General features: G+C 69.0%; 16 protein-coding genes and 1 pseudogene. 11 read left to right on the top strand and 6 right to left on the bottom strand.

Features of this window, described 5'->3' with window-relative positions; genetic code table 11:
* Nucleotides 1-60: 60 nt before the first annotated feature.
* On the top strand, nt 61-684 hold the full coding sequence (locus tag A9X04_RS05850; protein WP_067918612.1) for a PaaI family thioesterase: 624 nt from the start codon (nt 61-63) through the stop codon (nt 682-684).
* Here A9X04_RS05850 and A9X04_RS05845 read toward each other — a convergent pair.
* Nucleotides 675-2,255 carry an MmgE/PrpD family protein gene (locus A9X04_RS05845; RefSeq protein WP_067918610.1) on the bottom strand — a complete coding sequence of 527 codons (1,581 nt, stop codon included), beginning with the start codon at nt 2,253-2,255 and terminating at the stop codon, nt 675-677. The two genes, A9X04_RS05850 and A9X04_RS05845, sit on opposite strands and share 10 nt — an antisense overlap.
* 130 nt (nt 2,256-2,385) lie before the next feature.
* Between A9X04_RS05845 and thrS the strand changes: the two genes are divergently transcribed.
* Genes thrS through A9X04_RS05815 form a run of 6 tightly spaced genes read left to right on the top strand, consistent with a single transcriptional unit; the run spans nt 2,386 to nt 8,787 of the window.
* Nucleotides 2,386-4,515: a threonine--tRNA ligase gene (thrS, locus tag A9X04_RS05840; RefSeq protein WP_067918608.1), complete on the top strand. Its 2,130-nt coding sequence runs from the start codon at nt 2,386-2,388 to the stop codon at nt 4,513-4,515.
* Nucleotides 4,508-5,074, top strand: coding sequence for an HIT domain-containing protein (locus A9X04_RS05835; RefSeq protein ID WP_067918606.1), 567 nt, complete (start codon nt 4,508-4,510; stop codon nt 5,072-5,074). Before thrS ends, A9X04_RS05835 begins: the two co-directional genes overlap by 8 nt.
* Nucleotides 5,071-5,718 (top strand): phosphatidylinositol phosphate synthase, encoded by a 648-nt coding sequence (gene pgsA, locus A9X04_RS05830; RefSeq protein ID WP_067918604.1) that lies wholly within the window; start codon nt 5,071-5,073, stop codon nt 5,716-5,718. The genes A9X04_RS05835 and pgsA overlap by 4 nt, the downstream gene beginning before the upstream one ends.
* Nucleotides 5,715-6,629 (top strand): phosphatidylinositol mannoside acyltransferase, encoded by a 915-nt coding sequence (locus A9X04_RS05825; RefSeq protein ID WP_067918668.1) that lies wholly within the window; start codon nt 5,715-5,717, stop codon nt 6,627-6,629. Before pgsA ends, A9X04_RS05825 begins: the two co-directional genes overlap by 4 nt.
* The gene (locus A9X04_RS05820; RefSeq protein WP_067918602.1) at nt 6,629-7,753 is read left to right on the top strand and encodes a glycosyltransferase family 4 protein; all 1,125 of its coding nucleotides are present in this window, start codon (nt 6,629-6,631) and stop codon (nt 7,751-7,753) included. Before A9X04_RS05825 ends, A9X04_RS05820 begins: the two co-directional genes overlap by 1 nt.
* Complete coding sequence (locus tag A9X04_RS05815) at nt 7,753-8,787, top strand: NUDIX domain-containing protein (protein WP_067918601.1); 1,035 nt, start codon at nt 7,753-7,755, stop codon at nt 8,785-8,787. The genes A9X04_RS05820 and A9X04_RS05815 overlap by 1 nt, the downstream gene beginning before the upstream one ends.
* 3 nt (nt 8,788-8,790) lie before the next feature.
* Here A9X04_RS05815 and A9X04_RS05810 read toward each other — a convergent pair whose 3' ends face one another.
* A complete protein-coding gene (locus tag A9X04_RS05810; protein WP_067918599.1) occupies nt 8,791-10,110 on the bottom strand; it encodes a PE-PPE domain-containing protein in 1,320 nt (439 codons plus the stop codon).
* Nucleotides 10,111-10,125: 15 nt separating this feature from the next.
* Nucleotides 10,126-11,265: a PPE family protein gene (locus tag A9X04_RS05805; RefSeq protein ID WP_067918597.1), complete on the bottom strand. Its 1,140-nt coding sequence runs from the start codon at nt 11,263-11,265 to the stop codon at nt 10,126-10,128.
* A 285-nt stretch (nt 11,266-11,550) separates the two neighbouring features.
* Here A9X04_RS05805 and pdxS point away from each other — a divergent pair, with 285 nt between their 5' ends.
* From pdxS to A9X04_RS05785, 4 genes are all read left to right on the top strand, one after another.
* Entirely contained in the window at nt 11,551-12,399 is an 849-nt protein-coding gene (gene pdxS / locus A9X04_RS05800) for a pyridoxal 5'-phosphate synthase lyase subunit PdxS (RefSeq protein WP_231980461.1), read from the top strand.
* Between the two features lie 9 nt (nt 12,400-12,408).
* Entirely contained in the window at nt 12,409-13,245 is an 837-nt protein-coding gene (tesB, locus tag A9X04_RS05795; RefSeq protein WP_067918593.1) for an acyl-CoA thioesterase II, read from the top strand.
* A complete protein-coding gene (pdxT, locus tag A9X04_RS05790; RefSeq protein ID WP_067918591.1) occupies nt 13,242-13,838 on the top strand; it encodes a pyridoxal 5'-phosphate synthase glutaminase subunit PdxT in 597 nt (198 codons plus the stop codon). The genes tesB and pdxT overlap by 4 nt, the downstream gene beginning before the upstream one ends.
* A gap of 162 nt (nt 13,839-14,000) precedes the next feature.
* Complete coding sequence (locus A9X04_RS05785; RefSeq protein WP_067751758.1) at nt 14,001-14,756, top strand: YebC/PmpR family DNA-binding transcriptional regulator; 756 nt, start codon at nt 14,001-14,003, stop codon at nt 14,754-14,756.
* Between the two features lie 20 nt (nt 14,757-14,776).
* Here the strand turns inward: A9X04_RS05785 and A9X04_RS05780 are convergent, their stop codons facing one another.
* The 3 genes and pseudogenes from A9X04_RS05780 to A9X04_RS05770 form a co-directional block, all read right to left on the bottom strand.
* Nucleotides 14,777-15,811: a hypothetical protein gene (locus tag A9X04_RS05780; RefSeq protein ID WP_067918589.1), complete on the bottom strand. Its 1,035-nt coding sequence runs from the start codon at nt 15,809-15,811 to the stop codon at nt 14,777-14,779.
* A gap of 28 nt (nt 15,812-15,839) precedes the next feature.
* Nucleotides 15,840-16,238: a hypothetical protein gene (locus A9X04_RS05775; RefSeq protein WP_067918587.1), complete on the bottom strand. Its 399-nt coding sequence runs from the start codon at nt 16,236-16,238 to the stop codon at nt 15,840-15,842.
* Nucleotides 16,239-16,408: 170 nt separating this feature from the next.
* Nucleotides 16,409-17,138 (bottom strand): annotated as a pseudogene (locus tag A9X04_RS05770) (spermidine synthase); the annotation flags it as partial.

Raw genomic sequence — 17,138 nt, 5'->3', positions numbered from 1 at the left:
CGCGTTTCGCGGGTCGGCCCGTCCGTAGTTGCAGTCTCGTGGCCCGGATACGGTGTCCGGGTGACCAGCGGACAGGCCGGGCATCCCGGCGGTGGGTTCAATCCGCCGGAGCCGACGACCAAGGGCGGCCCCGACTACGGCAGGTTCATCGACGCCGTGCGCACCCTGCAGGACCACGCCCGCGCCGTGGACGCCCCCGACGCGGTGATCACCGAGGCCGCCGACCTGCTGGACAAGCTGTCGGCGCTGCTGAGCCCGTTCGACGCCGACGAATGGAACTCTCCGTCGGGGCGCCGGATGGACCTGCCGATGCGCGGCAACATCCTGAGCGTGCCCATGAAGGCCCGCAAGACCGACGACGGCCGCATCCAGGGCTCCGCCCGGTTCGCCCGGTTCCATCTCGGCCGCAACGGCGCCGTGCACGGCGGATGCCTGGGAATGTTGTTCGACAGCGTGCTTGGGTTGACGTCCTCGGTGCTGACCGGGGGTCCCTACCAGCGCACCGCCTACCTCAAGATCGACTACCGCCACATCGTGCCGATCGAGAAGGAATTGCACTTCGACGCCGGCGTCGACCGGGTCGACGGTCGCAAGATCTTCGTGTCCGGCCGTTTGACCGACGGCGACACGCTGCTGACCGAAGCCGAGGCCCTGTTCGTCCGGCTCAAGCCCGGTCAGCCCTGACGAGCGAGCAGGCGCCACAGGTCGTCGGCGTCGGCATCGATCGCCGCGAAGATGTCGTCGGACCGCTTTTGGCCCCACACCGCAGGTCCACTGCCCAAAAGCTTTTCGCGGCTGACCGCGTCGGGACTGGTCTTCACGTTGCCGGCTCCGCCGTGGGGAACATCGCATTCGGCCGCCAACTCCCGGCCGCCGCGCAGCCTGACCCGCACCCGGGCCGGGAACGTCATGGTGAATGCGTCGAGTGCTGCCGGCGCCCACAACTGTCCTGTCGCCGCTCGCCCGGCCGCGCCGAGTCCGCCGTCCCGCAGGGCGCGGAGTAGAGCGATGCCGTCGCCGAGGGCGAAGCGAACGCCCTTGTGTTCCCGGCGAGTTCGCCGGACGGCGCCGAGCAGCCGGCGCGTCGGCGTGCCGGCCGTCATGGCGCGAACCGGAAGAAGCGGTGCCATCGCTTCGGCCGTTCGCAGGGTGAGCGACCAGTCGTGCCGCAACGACACCCGGGCGGCGACCTCGGCGAGCTCGCGGTGGTGGCCGGCCAGCCATTCCTCGTTGACTTCGTCCGGTGTGAGCCGCCCGGCAACAAGAGTGGCGGCCACGGTCCACGGGATCGAGAAGTTGATGGTCACCGGTGTGGGCACGCGGCCGGCCGTGTACCCGTGCGACATGGCATCCATCCCGCACGTCAGCACGCCCGCATCGACGACCACGGACGCGACCTCGTCGGGCGGCGGCGGCCCGAGTTTGTGCAGCGCGTCGACGGCCGTGTCGACATAAGCGCAGCCCGGATACCGCTTGACGCTCAGAGTCCGTGTCGCCCAACCGGAGCCGAGACCACCCAGAAGTGCGGGCAGCGGCGCGTAGGAGAACGCATCGAAGAAGCCCTGCGGGTGGTCGAGGGCGTCCAGCGGACCGGTGACGCCGCTGCCGGCGAGTCGGGCGGCCCGGACGCCGGCCACAGTCGGTTCCGCGGCCGTCAGCAGCTTCGAATCGGGAGCCATGAAGCCCGGCACGGTGGCGCGCGGAGCCTGGTAGAGGGCAAGGGCCAGGGCATGGGCCAACCGTCCCGCATCGAGTCCGAGCAGCAGCCCAGCGCCGACGGCGGCTCCGGCGGCATGCACGAACGACCACAGCTGGCCATTGAGCGGCCCGAGCAGGCAGGCGCCCCCCAAGCGGGCCTCGAGCTCGTTGGCCGCCACCTGGGCGGTGAGTTGCTCGGCCGCCGAGGCGCCGGTCTCGGCGGCCAGGAGTACCGGTACCCAGACGGCGGAGTGGCCGGCGTGCGCGAAGCACATGTAGTCGTCGAAGTCGAGCGCGATCGACAACGCGGCCGCGGCGTAGAGGGCGTCGTCGACGGCGACGGAACGGTGCAATCCCGGCACCACCGCAGGCCCGTCGCCGGCCCAAGTTTCGACGCCGGCGAGCACGCGCCGTGACGCGACGTCGCCGGCCGATGCGGCCGTGGCCGCGAACACGGATCGGCGTTGGGTACGGCAGAGGTCGACCACCGCGTCGGGGACATCGTCGAGACGAAGGTCAGCGGCCCACCCGGCCAACCGTTCGATGGTGGTAACCACGCTGGCACGGTAGGCGCACTTCGATCGAGGGGTCAATCAGTGGCGGCCCGGCGGTGTGGGGCCGCGGTCGGCCACACGGATAGCATGGTCGCGATCGTTCCGACATGCCCAAGCCTGGAGAATTGACCCGATGAGTGCCGCCGCACAGCCCACCCCGCAGGCCGATGGCGGCGACCCGCAGCGCCCGGCCGAGCCGGGCTTGCGATCGCCGCAGGCCGATGGCGGCGACCCGCAGGCCCCCATCCGGGTTCCCGCCGGCACTACGGCGGCCGCCGCGGTCCGCGAGGCTGGGCTGCCGGGCCGGGGGGCGCCGGACGCGATCGTGGTGGTGCGCGACGCCGACGGCAAGCTGCGCGACCTGAGCTGGGTGCCCGACGCCGACGTCGAGGTCGTCCCCGTCGCCGCCAACACAGACGAGGGCCGCAGCGTCATCCGGCATTCGGCCGCGCACGTGTTGGCCCAGGCCGTCCAGGGAATGTTCCCCCACGCCAAGTTGGGGATCGGGCCGCCCATCACCGATGGCTTCTACTACGACTTCGACGTGGCGGAGCCGTTCACCCCCGAGGATCTGGCGGCGCTGGAGAAGCGGATGCGCCAGATCGTCAAAGACGGACAGCTGTTCGAGCGCCGGGTCTACGAGTCCAAGGACCAGGCGCGCGCGGAGTTGGCGAACGAGCCCTACAAGCTCGAACTCGTCGACGACAAGTCCGGTGACCCAGACATCATGGAGGTGGGCGGCGACGAGCTCACCGCCTACGACAACCTCAATCCCCGCAGCCGCGAACGGGTTTGGGGCGACCTGTGCCGCGGACCGCACATCCCGACCACCAAGCACATCCCGGCGTTCAAGCTGACCCGAAGCTCCGCCGCCTACTGGCGGGGCGACCAGAAGAACGCCAGCCTGCAACGCATCTACGGCACGGCGTGGGAGTCGCAGGAGGCGCTGGACCGCCACCTCGAGATGCTCGCGGAAGCGCAGCGCCGCGACCACCGCAAGCTGGGCACCGAGCTGGACCTGTTCAGCTTCCCCGACGAGATCGGTTCCGGGCTGGCCGTTTTCCACCCCAAGGGCGGCGTGGTGCGCAGGGAGCTCGAGGAGTATTCGCGGCGCAAGCACATCGAGGCCGGCTACGAATTCGTCAACACCCCGCACATCACCAAGGCGCAGCTCTTCCACACCTCGGGCCACCTGGACTGGTACGCCGACGGGATGTTCCCGCCGATGCACCTGGACGCCGAACTGGGCGAGGACGGCACCGTGCGCAAGCCGGGGCAGGACTACTACCTCAAGCCGATGAACTGCCCGATGCACACGCTGATCTTCCGGTCGCGAGGGCGTTCCTATCGCGAACTTCCGTTGCGGCTCTTCGAGTTCGGGACCGTCTACCGTTACGAGAAGTCCGGTGTGGTGCACGGGCTCACCCGGGCGCGCGGGTTCACGATGGACGATTCGCACATCTTCTGCACCCGCGAGCAGCTGCACGGCGAATTGGCGTCGCTGCTGCGGTTCGTGCTCGAACTGCTGGGCGACTACGGCCTGGAGGACTTCTATCTGGAGCTCTCCACCAAGGACCCGGAGAAGTTCGTCGGCACCGACGAGATGTGGGAGCAGGCCACCAACTCGCTTGCCGAGGTGGCGGCCGAGTCGGGCCTGGAACTGGTTCCCGACCCCGGCGGCGCCGCGTTCTACGGCCCGAAGATTTCCGTGCAGGCCCGCGATGCGCTGGGCCGTAGTTGGCAGATGTCGACCATCCAGGTGGACTTCAACTTCCCGGAACGCTTCGAGCTGGAGTACACCGCCCCGGACGGAACCCGGCAGCGGCCCGTGATGATCCATCGCGCGCTGTTCGGGTCGATCGAGCGGTTCTTCGGCATCCTCACCGAGCACTACGCGGGGGCCTTCCCGGCGTGGCTGGCGCCCGTGCAGGTGGTCGGCATCCCGGTCGCCGACGAACACCTGCCCTACCTGAACAGCGTTGCCGCGCAGCTGAAATCGCACGGAGTGCGGGTCGAGGTGGACGGCAGCGACGATAGGATGGCCAAGAAGATCGTCCACCACACCGGCCAGAAGGTGCCGTTCATGCTGCTGGCCGGTGACCGCGACGTCCAGGCGGAGGCGGTGAGTTTCCGCTTCGGCGACCGCACCCAGATCAACGGCGTGCCCCGCGACAGCGCCGTCGACGCCATCGTGGCTTGGATCGCGGATCGCGAAAATGCCGTCCCCACAGCCGAACTCGTGAAGGTAACCGGCGGTGAGTGATCCCGACGACCGCGTCGATGACACCATCCTGGACACCGGTGTCGGCCAGAGCGACCACCTGCAACGGTTGTGGACGCCCTACCGGATGACGTATCTCGCCGAAGCGCCGATGAAGCGCGATAACGGCAAGACCGAGCAACCGTTCACCGACATCCCGCAACTGTCCGACGAGGAAGGCCTGGTGGTCGCCCGCGGCGAACTGGTCTACGCCGTCCTCAACCTCTACCCCTACAACCCGGGGCACCTGATGGTGGTGCCGTATCGGCGGGTGTCCGAGTTGGAGGACCTCACCGTCGAGGAGAGCGCGGAGCTGATGGCCTTCATACAGAAGGCTATTCGCGTCATCAAGAACGTGTCGCGGCCGCACGGCTTCAACGTCGGCCTCAATCTGGGCACCTCGGCGGGCGGGTCGCTGGCTGAACACCTGCACGTGCACGTCGTGCCGCGCTGGGGCGGCGACGCCAACTTCATCACCATCATCGGCGGGTCCAAGGTGATCCCGCAGTTGCTGCGCGAAACCCGCCGGCTGCTGGCCACGGAGTGGGCTAACCAGTCATGAGTAAGGTGCCGTTCCTGTCGCGAGCGGCGTTCGCGCGGCTCACCACACCGACCGCCCGGGCGTGCCTGCGGATCGGGCTGACACCGGACGCGGTCACCGTTCTGGGCACCATCGTGGCGGTGGCCGGGGCGCTGACGCTGTTCCCGATGGGCAAGCTGTTCATCGGCACGCTGGTCGTCTGGTTCTTCGTGCTGTTCGACATGCTCGACGGCGCCATGGCCCGCGAGCGCGGGGGCGGCACCCGGTTCGGCGCCGTGCTGGACGCCACGTGCGACCGGGTCAGCGACGGGGCGGTGTTCTGCGGGCTGCTGTGGTGGGCGGCCTTCGGGCTGCACGACAAGCTGCTGGCGGTGGCGACGTTGATCTGCCTCGTCACGTCGCAGGTGATCTCCTACATCAAGGCGCGGGCCGAGGCCAGCGGGCTGCGCGGCGACGGCGGCCTCATCGAACGCCCGGAACGCTTGATCATCGTGCTGGTCGGCGCCGGGGTGTCGGACTTCCCGTTTGTGGCCTGGCCGCCGGCGCTGCCGGTGGCGATGTGGCTGCTGGCGGCGGCCAGCGTGGTCACCTGCCTGCAGCGGATGCGCACGGTGTGGACCTCGCCCGGCGCGACGGAGCGCATGCCGAGAACGGGTCAGCCATGATCGGCGGCCTGGTGACTCGCACCGCGACCGACTGGACATACGCGGCCGGCTGGATGGCTGTGCGGGCGATGCCGGAATTCGCGGCGCGCACCGCGTTTGACACGGGAGCGCGCTACGCCGCCCGCGGCGGCGGCCCCGAGCAGTTGCGCAAGAACCTGGCCCGTGTCATCGGCGTGCCGCCCGCCGAGGTGCCCGACGAGCTGATGCGGGCCTCGCTGGCCTCCTACGCCCGCTACTGGCGGGAGGCGTTCCGGCTGCCGACGATGGACCACCGCAAGCTGGCGAGCCAGCTCCACGATTCGGTCGACGGGCAAGACAATCTGGCGGCGGCGCTGGCCACGGGCCGCGGCGCGATATGTGCGTTGCCGCACAGTGGCAATTGGGACATGGCCGGGGTGTGGCTCGCGCAGACACACGGCACTTTCACCACGGTTGCCGAGCGGCTCAAACCCGAGTCGCTGTACCGGCGTTTCATTGCCTTCCGCGAACGCCTCGGCTTCGAGGTGCTGCCGCTGTCCGGGGGCGAACGGCCCCCCTTCGAGGTGTTGTGCGAGCGGCTGCGGGCCAACCGGGTGGTGTGCCTGATGGCCGAGCGAGACCTCACCCGCACCGGGGTTCAGGTCGACTTCTTCGGCGAACCCACCCGGATGCCTGCGGGCCCGGCGAAGCTCGCGATCGAGACCGGGGCGGCGCTGCTGCCGTCGCACTGCTGGTTCGAGGACGACCGCTCAAGGGTGTGGATGCAGCCGCCGCTGGATTGCAGCAGCGGCGACGTCGGCGCGATCACCCAGGCCTTGGCGGACCAGTTCGCCAAGAACATCGCCGCGTACCCCGAGGATTGGCACATGCTGCAACCCCAGTGGCTGGCCGACCTGTCCGACGCTAAACGGGCGCGCCTCCGGGAGACCTGATGCGAATCGGGATGGTGTGCCCCTACTCGTTCGACGTACCGGGCGGGGTGCAGTCGCACGTCCTGCAGCTGGCCGAGGTGATGCGCCGCCGCGGGCACGAGGTGAGCGTGCTGGCGCCGGCGTCGCCGCAAGCGGTCTTACCCGACTACGTCGTCTCGGCCGGCAAGGCCGTTCCGATTCCGTACAACGGCTCGGTGGCCCGGCTGCGGTTCGGCCCGGCGACGCACCGCAAGGTGAAGAGGTGGCTCATGCTGGGTGATTTCGATGTCCTGCACCTGCACGAGCCCAACGCGCCCAGCCTGTCGATGCTGGCGCTCAACATCGCCGAGGGGCCCATCGTCGCGACGTTTCACACCTCGACCACCAAGTCGCTGACGCTGACCGTCTTCCAGGGCATCCTGCGGCCGATGCACGAAAAGATCGTCGGGCGGATCGCGGTCTCCGATCTGGCCCGCCGCTGGCAGATGGAGGCCCTGGGCACCGACGCGGTCGAGATCCCCAACGGGGTGGACGTCGACTCGTTCGCCTCCGCGCCGCCGCTGGACGGCTACCCGCGGCCCGGCAAGACGGTGCTGTTCTTGGGCCGCTACGACGAGCCGCGCAAGGGGATGTCGGTCCTGCTCGATGCGCTGCCCAGGGTGGTTCAGCGGTTTCCGGACGTGCAACTGCTCATCGTCGGCCGCGGCGATGAGGACGAATTGCGTGGCCAGGCAGGCGAACTGGTGAAGCACATGCGCTTCTTGGGTCAGGTCGACGATGCCGGGAAGGCGTCGGCGATGCGCAGCGCCGACGTGTACTGCGCTCCGCACGTCGGTGGCGAGAGCTTCGGCATCGTTCTGGTCGAGGCCATGGCCGCCGACACCGCGGTGGTGGCCAGCGACCTGGACGCCTTTCGGCGGGTGCTGCTCGACGGCGAGGTGGGGTGCCTGGTGCCCGTCGGTGACGGCGCTGCGCTCGCGGACGCCCTGGTTTCGGTGCTAGAAAACGATGTGCTGCGCGAACGGTTTGTGGCCGCCGGTTCGGCGGCCGTCCAGCGCTACGACTGGTCGGTGGTGGCCAGCCAGATCATGCGGGTCTACGAGACGGTCGCCGCGTCCGGCGCCAAGGTCGAGGTGGCCGGCTGATGACGTGGATGGTCGCCATCGCGGTGCTGGTCGGGCTGCTGGCCATCTTGGGCGCCTGGGCCTATCAGACGGCGAACCGGCTGGACCGGCTGCACGTCCGCTACGACCTGTCGTGGCAGGCGCTCGACGGAGCGTTGGCGCGGCGCGCGGTGGTCGCCCGGGCGGTCGCCATCGACGCGTACGGCGGCGCCTCCGAGGGCAGGCGGCTGGCCGCGCTGGCCGACGCCGCCGAGGCCGCGCCGCGGCAGGACCGCGAGGCTTGCGAGAACCAGCTGTCGGCCGCGCTCGCGATCGTCGACCCGGCATCGCTGCCGGCCGGGCTGATCGCCGAGCTGGCCGACGCCGAGGCCCGGGTGCTGCTGGCCCGCCGCTTCCACAACGACGCGGTCCGCGACACCCTTGCACTGCGCGAGCGGTTCCTGGTCCGAACCCTTCGCCTCGGCGGGACCGCCGCGCTACCCAGCTATTTCGAAATCGTCGAGCGGCCGCACGCGTTGGCCCACGGCGACCACGGGGTGCTCAACCACCGCACGTCGGCGCGCGTCGTCCTGCTCGACGAGACGGGCGCGGTGCTGCTGCTGCGCGGATCGGATCCGGCGATCGGCCGCGACCCACTCAAGAACGAAGCGCCGAAATGGTGGATCACCGTCGGCGGCGAGGTGCACAAGGGGGAGCGGCTGGCCGAGGCCGCCGCCCGGGAACTGGCCGAAGAGACCGGGCTGCGGGTCGCACCCGGCGAGATGGTCGGCCCCGTCTGGCGGCGCGACGAGGTGTTCGAGTTCAACGGCTCCCTGATCGACAGTGAAGAGTTCTATTTCGTCTACCGCACCCGCCGGTTCGAGCCCTCCGATGCGGGCCGAACGAATTTGGAACACAGCTACATCCACGGTCACCGCTGGTGCGATGCCGCGGACATCCTCCGGCTGGCGGCGGCCGGCGAGACGGTGTACCCGATGCAGCTCGTTGAACTGCTCAACGACGCGGCCGCGCTGGCCGGCGGCCGGGTCCCGGGCCCGCTGCAATCCATCCGCTGACCGCTAGAACCCGTCGATCGCGACATGGAGGTCGGGCGGCAGGCTCAACCCCGCGGCGAGCGACTCCGGTGGCAGGCTCAACCCCGCGGACAGTGATTCCGGAATCGCCTGCGCGCCAACCGGGCTCAGGCCACCGGCAACGGTGACCGAGAGGGTCTGGAACGGTCCGGGAAGGCCGGTGGCGTAACCGAAGTCGACGAACGGGCGCAGGAAGGGCTGGAGCAGGTCGGCCAGCGGGTTGCCGAAGACGGGGATCAGGCGCAGCGGGTCCAGGAGGGGCAGGTTTTGTGTGGGAATCAGGTAGTAGGTGGTCATCCCGATGTGCGTCTGGATGGCCGTGGCGACCTGCGCCGCGCTCAGAGTCGGGTAGGTCCCGTGCAGGTAGGGGAAGCCCAACAGGGCGTTGAGGTCGGCCGCAATGTTGAAGATCGACCGCGGGAAGTAGGCGACGGGGTCGTATTGCAGCGTGTAGATGGCGGTCTGGTAGAGGGTGTCCACCGGGGTCACCACGTGAAACGCCCCGAAGCCGGGGATGAAGTGCGTCAGGATGCCGGTGCCCGGAACGTTTGGGTCGGAGAGCAACACGAACGACAGCAGGTCCGAACTCGGCCGGATGGCTGCGGGCAGGGCGTCCAGATAGCGCATTTCCAGGGTGGCGATGGTGGCGCTTTGCGAATAGCCCAGGACGACAACATGATTGCCTGCGCCGGTTTCGGTCAGGATCGCGTTGTTCAGAATCGTCACGCCCTGTCGGACCGACTGGCCGAACGTTTCGCTCGTGAGGCCGGTGACGGGCCAGAAGTCCTCCGGCGTGGTCAGGCCCTCCGGCGTATAGCCGGGGTAATGCGGCGCGATGTAGGTGTTGTAGACCGAGGTCACGTAGGAGGGGGTGGGTTGCGGGTTCCCGGTGCCGCCCATGATCAACGCCACGTTGGTCGACGACGTCGTCGTCGGGGTGCTTGGCGCTTGGCTGGCCAAGCTCAAGCCTCCACTCACCGTCTGTTGCGAGGGCAGCGCCGGCGTCAGTTGCGTGGCGGCCGCGTTGGAGGCTTCGGCCTGGGCATACGAATCGCTGCTGCCGAGCAGTGTCTGCACGAGCCGCTGATGGAAGGCTTCCGCGCGCGTCGCTAGCTCCTGGTAGCGCTGGCCGTACGTGGCGAACAGAGCCGCGGTGCGCAGGGACACCGCGTCCGCGGCCGGGGGGAACACCATGGTCGTCGGGGTGGCCGCCGCGCCGTCGGCGGCGGCGATCGCCGAACCGATTCCCTGCAAATCGCCGGCGGCCGCCGTCAACGTCTCCGGGGCCGTGATCACATACGACATCGCATCGCCGCCCGCCTAGCCGACCACCGGGCGCGCCACCACGCCGGAGCGCGACGCCTCGGCCGCCGGGGCAACCCCGGCCACCCCGCGCCCACCCGTGCTGACCGCGGGCTTGAACGGCACCCTCGGCAGGTTGGGCGTCACCTGGCTAACACCGGTGGCCGGTAACCCGGCAACCGGCCCAGCCGGCGACGTCGCCTGCACCTCGGTGGTCCAGCTCGGCGGAACCGACAGCGCCCCAACGGAACCCGCCCGTCCGACGTCCGCCAGCACCGCGGGGGCGCCGAGTTGGGACGGGCTCGTGGTCCCCATGGCCGAACCGGCGGACGCCAATACCGAACCCATCGACGGCATGCCGCCGACGGCGCCGCTCATCAACGGGTCGGCGCCACCCATGAACTGGCCGACGAGCTGGCTCATCAGCACGCTCATGGGTTGCAGCGCGAATTCGCCGCTCATCGAGAGCATCTCCAGCGGCGACAGCCCCGAGGCCGACGACGGCGAGAGCCCGAACGAGTCGAACAGCGACGACATCAGCTGGGCGTCCGATGTGACCGATTGCGTCTGGGTCGCCGCCGAATCCGCGGCGGTCGCGAGGCTGTCGACGGCCTGAGGGGCGGCGCCCAGGCCGTCGGGCGGTTCGGTGAAGGCCGTCAACTGGGCGGCCGCCGCCAGCGTGGCGGCGTCGTAGGCGGACATCGCGGCGGCGTCCTGGGCCCACATCTCCGTGTATTGCGCCTCGGTGGCCATGATCGCGGGGGTGTTCTGACCGAAGAAGTTCGTCGCGACCAACGTCATCAACTGGGCGCGGTTGGCGGCGATCACGGGCGGCGGCACGGTCATCGCGAACGCCGCCTCGTACGCGGCCGCCGCCGCCATCGCCTGGGTCGACACCTGCTCGGCCTCGATCGCGGTGGCCGCCAACCAGGTGACGAAGGGGCTGGCCGCGGCCGCCATCGCGACGGCCGACGGACCCAGCCACGGGCCGCCCGTCAACGCCGCGACCACCGTCGCATACGACGACGCCGCCCAGCCCAGTTCGGCGGCCAACCCCGCCCACGCGGACGCGGCGGCCAGCACGGACCCCGAGCCCGGACCGGCATAGATCAGACCGGAATTGATCTCGGGCGGCAGCAGCCCAAAATCCGGCACCATCCCGACCCCTCCTCAGCCCGGTCGACGGCCGCCGTCCCGCAACTACGTGGCCCCGCTATCCGTCGCCTCGCAGCAACGGTGTGAGCAAGCTAACGAAGACGTGTGTAGCAAGGGCTCGATTTCGGGGCCTAGGGCCAATCGGCCCTTTGTCGCTCGGCGGTTGGCAAATCCGTGTCGCGCCCCCCACTAGACTGGGGCGACAACGGTTGAAGGAGATCAGCAGTGGATACCGCCGCGTCACCGAACGGCAGCGGACGCACCGGAACCGCGCGGGTCAAGCGCGGCATGGCCGAGATGCTCAAGGGCGGCGTCATCATGGACGTCGTCACCCCCGAGCAGGCCCGCATCGCCGAGGGCGCCGGCGCCGTCGCGGTGATGGCGCTGGAACGGGTGCCCGCCGACATCCGCGCCCAGGGCGGCGTGTCGCGGATGAGCGACCCGGACATGATCGAGGGCATCATCGCCGCGGTCACCATCCCGGTGATGGCCAAGGCGCGCATCGGGCATTTCGTCGAGGCGCAGATCCTGCAGAGCCTCGGCGTCGACTACGTCGACGAGTCCGAGGTGCTGACCCCGGCCGACTACACCCATCACATCGACAAGTGGAAGTTCACCGTGCCGTTCGTGTGCGGGGCGACCAACCTGGGCGAGGCACTGCGCCGCATCAGCGAGGGCGCGGCGATGATCCGGTCCAAGGGCGAGGCCGGCACCGGAGACGTCTCCAACGCGACCACGCACATGCGGGCGATCAGCGGTGAAATCCGGCGGCTGACCTCGATGTCGGAGGACGAATTATACGTCGCCGCAAAGGAATTGCGCGCGCCGTACGAGCTCGTCGTCGAGGTGGCCCGCGCCGGCAAGCTGCCCGTCACGCTGTTCACCGCCGGCGGCATCGCCACCCCGGCCGACGCGGCCATGATGATGCAACTGGGCGCCGAGGGCGTCTTCGTCGGCTCCGGCATCTTCAAGTCGGGGGATCCCGCGCAGCGCGCCGCCGCCATCGTCAAGGCCACCACGTTCTACGACGACCCGGACGTGCTGGCCAAGGTGTCGCGCGGCCTGGGCGAGCCGATGGTGGGCATCAATGTCGAGCAGATCGCGCAGCCCCATCGGCTGGCCGAACGCGGCTGGTAAGAACAGTCAGTGGCGATCGAAGAGATCCTTGATCTCGAGCAACTTGAGGTCAACATCTATCGCGGTCGGGTGTTCAGCCCGGAGTCGGGATATTTCCAGCGCACGTTCGGCGGCCACGTCGCCGGCCAGTCGCTCGTCTCGGCGGTGCGCACCGTCGACCCGCGCTACCAGGTGCACTCGCTGCACGGCTACTTCCTGCGGCCCGGGGACGCCAGCGAGCCCACGGTCTTCATCGTCGAGCGCACCCGCGACGGCGGGTCGTTCGCCACCCGGCGCGTCAACGCGATCCAGCACGGGGAAATCATCTTCAGCATGGGGGCGTCCTTCCAGACCGACCAGGAGGGCATCCACCACCAGGACGTGATGCCGGCCGCGCCCCCGCCCGAGGGGCTGCCCGGCCTGGACTCGATCAAGGTGTTCGACGACGCCGGATTCAAGCAGTTCGAGGAGTGGGACGTCTGCATCGTGCCGCGCGACCAGCTGCAGCTGTCGCCCGGCAAGGCCTCCCAGCAGCAGGTGTGGTTTCGCCACCGTGACCCGCTGCCGGACGATCCGGTGTTGCACATCTGCGCCCTGGCCTACATGAGCGACCTCACGCTGCTGGGATCGGCGCAGGTCAACCACCTCGACGTGCGCGAGCACCTGCAGGTGGCGTCGCTGGACCACGCGATGTGGTTCATGCGCGCGTTCCGGGCCGACGAGTGGCTGCTCTACGACCAGTCGTCGCCGTCGGCCAGCGGCGGCCGCTCGCTGTGCCAGGGCAAGATCTTCACCCAGTCCGGCGAGATGGTGGCGGCGGTCATGCAGGAGGGGCTGACCCGCTTCCAGCTCGGATTCCAGCCGTGAGCGGTCCCCGAATCGGGGTGCTGGCGCTGCAGGGGGATACCCGCGAACACCTGGCCGCGCTGGACGAAGCCGGGGCCGAGGCGATGCCGGTGCGGCGCCGCGACGAGCTGGAGAAGGTCGACGGGCTGGTCATTCCCGGTGGCGAGTCCACCACCATGAGCCACCTGCTGCTCGACCTCGACCTGCTGGAGCCGCTGCGCGGGCTGCTCGCCGACGGGCTGCCCGCCTACGGTGCGTGCGCGGGCATGATCCTGCTGGCCAGCGAGATCCTCGACGCTGGCGCGGGCGGCCGGGAGGCGCTGCCGCTGCGTGCGATCGATATGACGGTGCGCCGCAACGCCTTTGGGCGTCAGGTCGATTCGTTCGAGGGCGACATACCGTTCGCCGGTCTGGACGGCCCGGTGCGCGCGGTGTTCATCCGCGCCCCGTGGGTCGAGCGCGCCGGTGCCGAGGTGCAGGTGCTGGCCGAGGCGTCGGGGCACACGGTCGCGGTGCGGCAGGGCGCCAAGTTGGCGACGGCGTTTCACCCCGAGATGACGGGCGATCGCCGCGTCCACCAGCTCTTCGTGGACATCGTCAACGGCGTCGCCTGAACGCTGACGCCCGCTGCATCGAGTGTGGGGCCTATGGACGAATTCGGGGCCGATCACGTACATAAAGCCCACGCTCGACGTGCACGTAGACTCGTCTGGCGAACTTTCGAAGACAGAACTTTCGAAGACAGAATTCGAAGACAGAAGAGGTAAGAGACACCGATGAGCGGCCATTCCAAGTGGGCCACCACCAAGCACCAGAAGGCCGTCAAGGACGCGCGCCGGGGCAAGGAGTTTGCCCGGCTGATCAAGAACATCGAGGTCGCCGCCCGTACCGGGGGCGGGGACCCGGCGGGCAACCCGACCCTCTACGACGCCATCCAGAAGGCGAAGAAGACCTCGGTGCCCAACGACAACATCGAGCGCGCCCGCAAGCGCGGTGCCGGCGAGGAAGCCGGCGGCGCCGACTACCAGACGATCATGTACGAGGGTTACGGGCCCAACGGCGTGGCGGTGCTGATCGAGTGCCTGACCGACAACCGCAACCGCGCGGCCGGTGAGGTTCGGGTGGCGGTGACCCGCAACGGCGGAACCATGGCCGATCCGGGCTCGGTGTCGTATCTGTTCACCCGCAAGGGCGTGGTGACCCTGGAGAAGAACGGGCTGACGGAGGACGACCTGCTGGCCGCCGTGCTGGACGCGGGCGCCGAGGACGTCAACGACCTGGGCGAAAGCTTCGAGATCATCTCGGAGCCAACGGACTTGGTCGCCGTGCGGACCGCCCTGCAGGACGCCGGCATCGACTACGAGTCCGCGGAGGCCAGCTTCCAGCCCTCGGTCAGCGTGCCGGTGGACGTCGACGGCGCCCGGAAGGTGTTCAAGCTCGTCGACGCCCTGGAAGACAGCGACGACGTGCAGAACGTCTGGACCAACGTCGACCTGTCCGACGAGGTTCTGGCCGCCCTCGACGAGGACTGAGGGTCGGCCGGTCGTCGGCATTACGAGGCCAAGTGGAGCTTTGCTGTCAGCGTCATCCAGTCGGCGCCCGAGACGGCATAAGCCGGAGGGTCGTTGATCATGGCCACGTTTTCGCCCCATAGGAATCGCTGCTTCAGCCCGCTGAAGTCCCGGCATCCGATGGTCAGTGGTTGGGAACCGGGAACGCCAAGGGTCACAGCGGGCATCGTGGAAAAGTACTGGCCGGCAACATCGTCGAGCCGGTAGGTGGCCCTGGTCGCGGTCACCTGCGAGAGCGATGCCGAGGCGGTAAGCGCGTTGCTGTCCGCGTCGATCACCCGGATCGTGTCGTCATCGACGTCGATGAACAGCTGCGGCTGTGACAGGGATTGCGTCAATCGCTGTTTCTTCATCAGCGCGAACGGCCCCATCTGCTGGATCAACAAAGGGTTCGGAAACAGCACACAGCGAACCGGATCCCCCGGTGCGGGTTCGCCCACAGCCAAGCCGCGCCAGCGGCCGCTCAGGGACAACATCGCGACGAACTCCGGCTGGGACAACCAGGCGTCGACGAGCGGCGCCGGCGGGGCACTGAGCGGTGTCGTCGGGCCAACGCGACAGTCGCGTCCGCCGAGAATGAATCGGTGGCGGCCCCGTCGCAGATGAAGCGCCAGCCCCGTACTCGCCCACAGGCCTAGCTGGGCGTCAGCGAATGAGTAGAAATCGCCCCGACCCCCGTCGATCGTGAGCCCCTCGGGTGTGACGTCCAGGTGGTACTTGCGGCGCCATCGCCAAAGGAACAGGGCGCCGAGGGCGAACCCCAAAACGGCCAACAACGCCAGCCAGCCGTAGGCGATCACCGGGCCGGGAACGTTCGGGAAGGACCGGTGGGAGCCGCGTGAGTTGCCAAAGGTGCGTCCAACCATCATCAGCACCACACTCAAAACGATCGCCCAAAAGCCGATCTGGATGTAGATCGTCGCGCGCTTGCCGGTCAGTTTGGCCCAATTGGGCGAGTAGATCGAGCAGGACGCCACGAACGGGCGCGACGCGGGAGACTGTTCGTTGATGCTCATGTCGACTCCTTGCTCTCCCGTCACCGGCTTATCCGTGGAACCCCGGGTCATAGTGCGGCGGCACGGGGCACCAACCCGGGCCGCAATTCACGCCCGAGGGATTGTCGGGCGGCGGATTGTCGCCGTCCCAGGTGTGTGAACTTTGCAGCGTCGGCTGTCCGTTGAGCGCGATCCGCGGAACGTTGCCCCACCCGTCGGCGACGATGTACCACGTGTGGCACACAGACATATCCCAGACGTAGTTCTGTGCGACACCGCGGGACGAATTCGGCCCGCTCGGCCACTCCATGGACTGCCCTGGACACCACGTGAACGGGCCCTTATTGGCATACGCGATGCCCTGGGTCAGTCCGATGCCTGCGATTGCAAGGCCGGCTGAGAGAAGCAGGCCGGCCGCGGCCCGCAACATTTTTCTGGCGATGTCCATGTGCGTTCCTTCGGCTTGCGTCCGGCGGGTCGCCTAGGTGGCGTCGCTTTGCAAGTACACCGGTAGCGGTGGGCTACCGATCCCAACACCAGAAACCGCGAGATGTCCGGCGCTCGCTGCTCAGTGTGCGCCGCGGGACGCGAAAAAGCGCCGGCGAAGTTCGAAACGCCCTAGTCGTACCCGTGCCGCATGTCGTCGACGATGCGCGGATTGTCCAGCGTCGACGGGTCCAAAGCGCGGGGCCGGGTGTCGTCGGGAAACACTGTGGCGGCGTCGAGCACGTGCTGGTTGAGGAAGCGCAGCGGCGGCGCGTTGGGCGGCACGACGGGCGTGGGGGCGCTGCCCCCGCGGCGCGCCAGGACGAAACCCCAGTCGCCGAACGTCGGCACGTACACGTGGTACGGCGTCACCGTGTAGCCGGCCGCCCGGATCGAGGAGGCGGTGCGCCAGAACGCCGTCTGCGTCGAGAACGGGCTGCCCGACTGCACCACCATGAGGCCGTCGGCGGCCAGCGCGTGCCCGATGAGCGCGTAGAACTCGGTCGAATAGAGCCGGCCCAGGACCGGGGTGTCGGGGTCGGGAAGGTCGACGATGACGGCGTCGAAGCCCCCGGCCGGGATGACGTCCGGGTGCGGTGCGCGCAGCCAGCGCATCGCGTCGTCGATCACCACCTTGACCCGCGGGCTGTCCAGCGAACCGCCGTTGGCCGCGCGCATGGTGGTGCGCGCCAGCTGGATCACCGCGGGGTCGAGCTCCACCTGCACGATGTCGGTGATGCCCGGCTGCCGCAGCAGTTCGCGGGCCACCAGGCCGTCGCCGCCACCCAGCACGAGGACGGATCGGGCGCCGGCCCCGAGCGCGGGGTAGACCAGGCTTTCGGTGTAGCGGTACTCGTCGCGG

Source organism: Mycobacterium sp. E3247 (assembly GCF_001667785.1).
Lineage (GTDB): Bacteria > Actinomycetota > Actinomycetes > Mycobacteriales > Mycobacteriaceae > Mycobacterium.
Note: the sequence above shows the minus strand (reverse complement) of the source record. Positions and strands in the feature narration are given on the sequence as shown.

What these genes read in the sequence shown, in the direction of transcription:
- pgsA (WP_067918604.1), top strand. Translation starts at nt 5,071, where the DNA reads ATGAGTAAGGTGCCGTTCCTGTCGCGAGCGGCGTTCGCGCGGCTCACC.
- A9X04_RS05775 (WP_067918587.1), bottom strand. Translation starts at nt 16,238, where the DNA reads ATGGACATCGCCAGAAAAATGTTGCGGGCCGCGGCCGGCCTGCTTCTC.
- A9X04_RS05780 (WP_067918589.1), bottom strand. Translation starts at nt 15,811, where the DNA reads ATGAGCATCAACGAACAGTCTCCCGCGTCGCGCCCGTTCGTGGCGTCC.
- A9X04_RS05810 (WP_067918599.1), bottom strand. Translation starts at nt 10,110, where the DNA reads ATGTCGTATGTGATCACGGCCCCGGAGACGTTGACGGCGGCCGCCGGC.
- thrS (WP_067918608.1), top strand. Translation starts at nt 2,386, where the DNA reads ATGAGTGCCGCCGCACAGCCCACCCCGCAGGCCGATGGCGGCGACCCG.
- A9X04_RS05815 (WP_067918601.1), top strand. Translation starts at nt 7,753, where the DNA reads ATGACGTGGATGGTCGCCATCGCGGTGCTGGTCGGGCTGCTGGCCATC.
- A9X04_RS05820 (WP_067918602.1), top strand. Translation starts at nt 6,629, where the DNA reads ATGCGAATCGGGATGGTGTGCCCCTACTCGTTCGACGTACCGGGCGGG.
- A9X04_RS05825 (WP_067918668.1), top strand. Translation starts at nt 5,715, where the DNA reads ATGATCGGCGGCCTGGTGACTCGCACCGCGACCGACTGGACATACGCG.
- A9X04_RS05785 (WP_067751758.1), top strand. Translation starts at nt 14,001, where the DNA reads ATGAGCGGCCATTCCAAGTGGGCCACCACCAAGCACCAGAAGGCCGTC.
- A9X04_RS05805 (WP_067918597.1), bottom strand. Translation starts at nt 11,265, where the DNA reads ATGGTGCCGGATTTTGGGCTGCTGCCGCCCGAGATCAATTCCGGTCTG.
- pdxS (WP_231980461.1), top strand. Translation starts at nt 11,551, where the DNA reads ATGGCCGAGATGCTCAAGGGCGGCGTCATCATGGACGTCGTCACCCCC.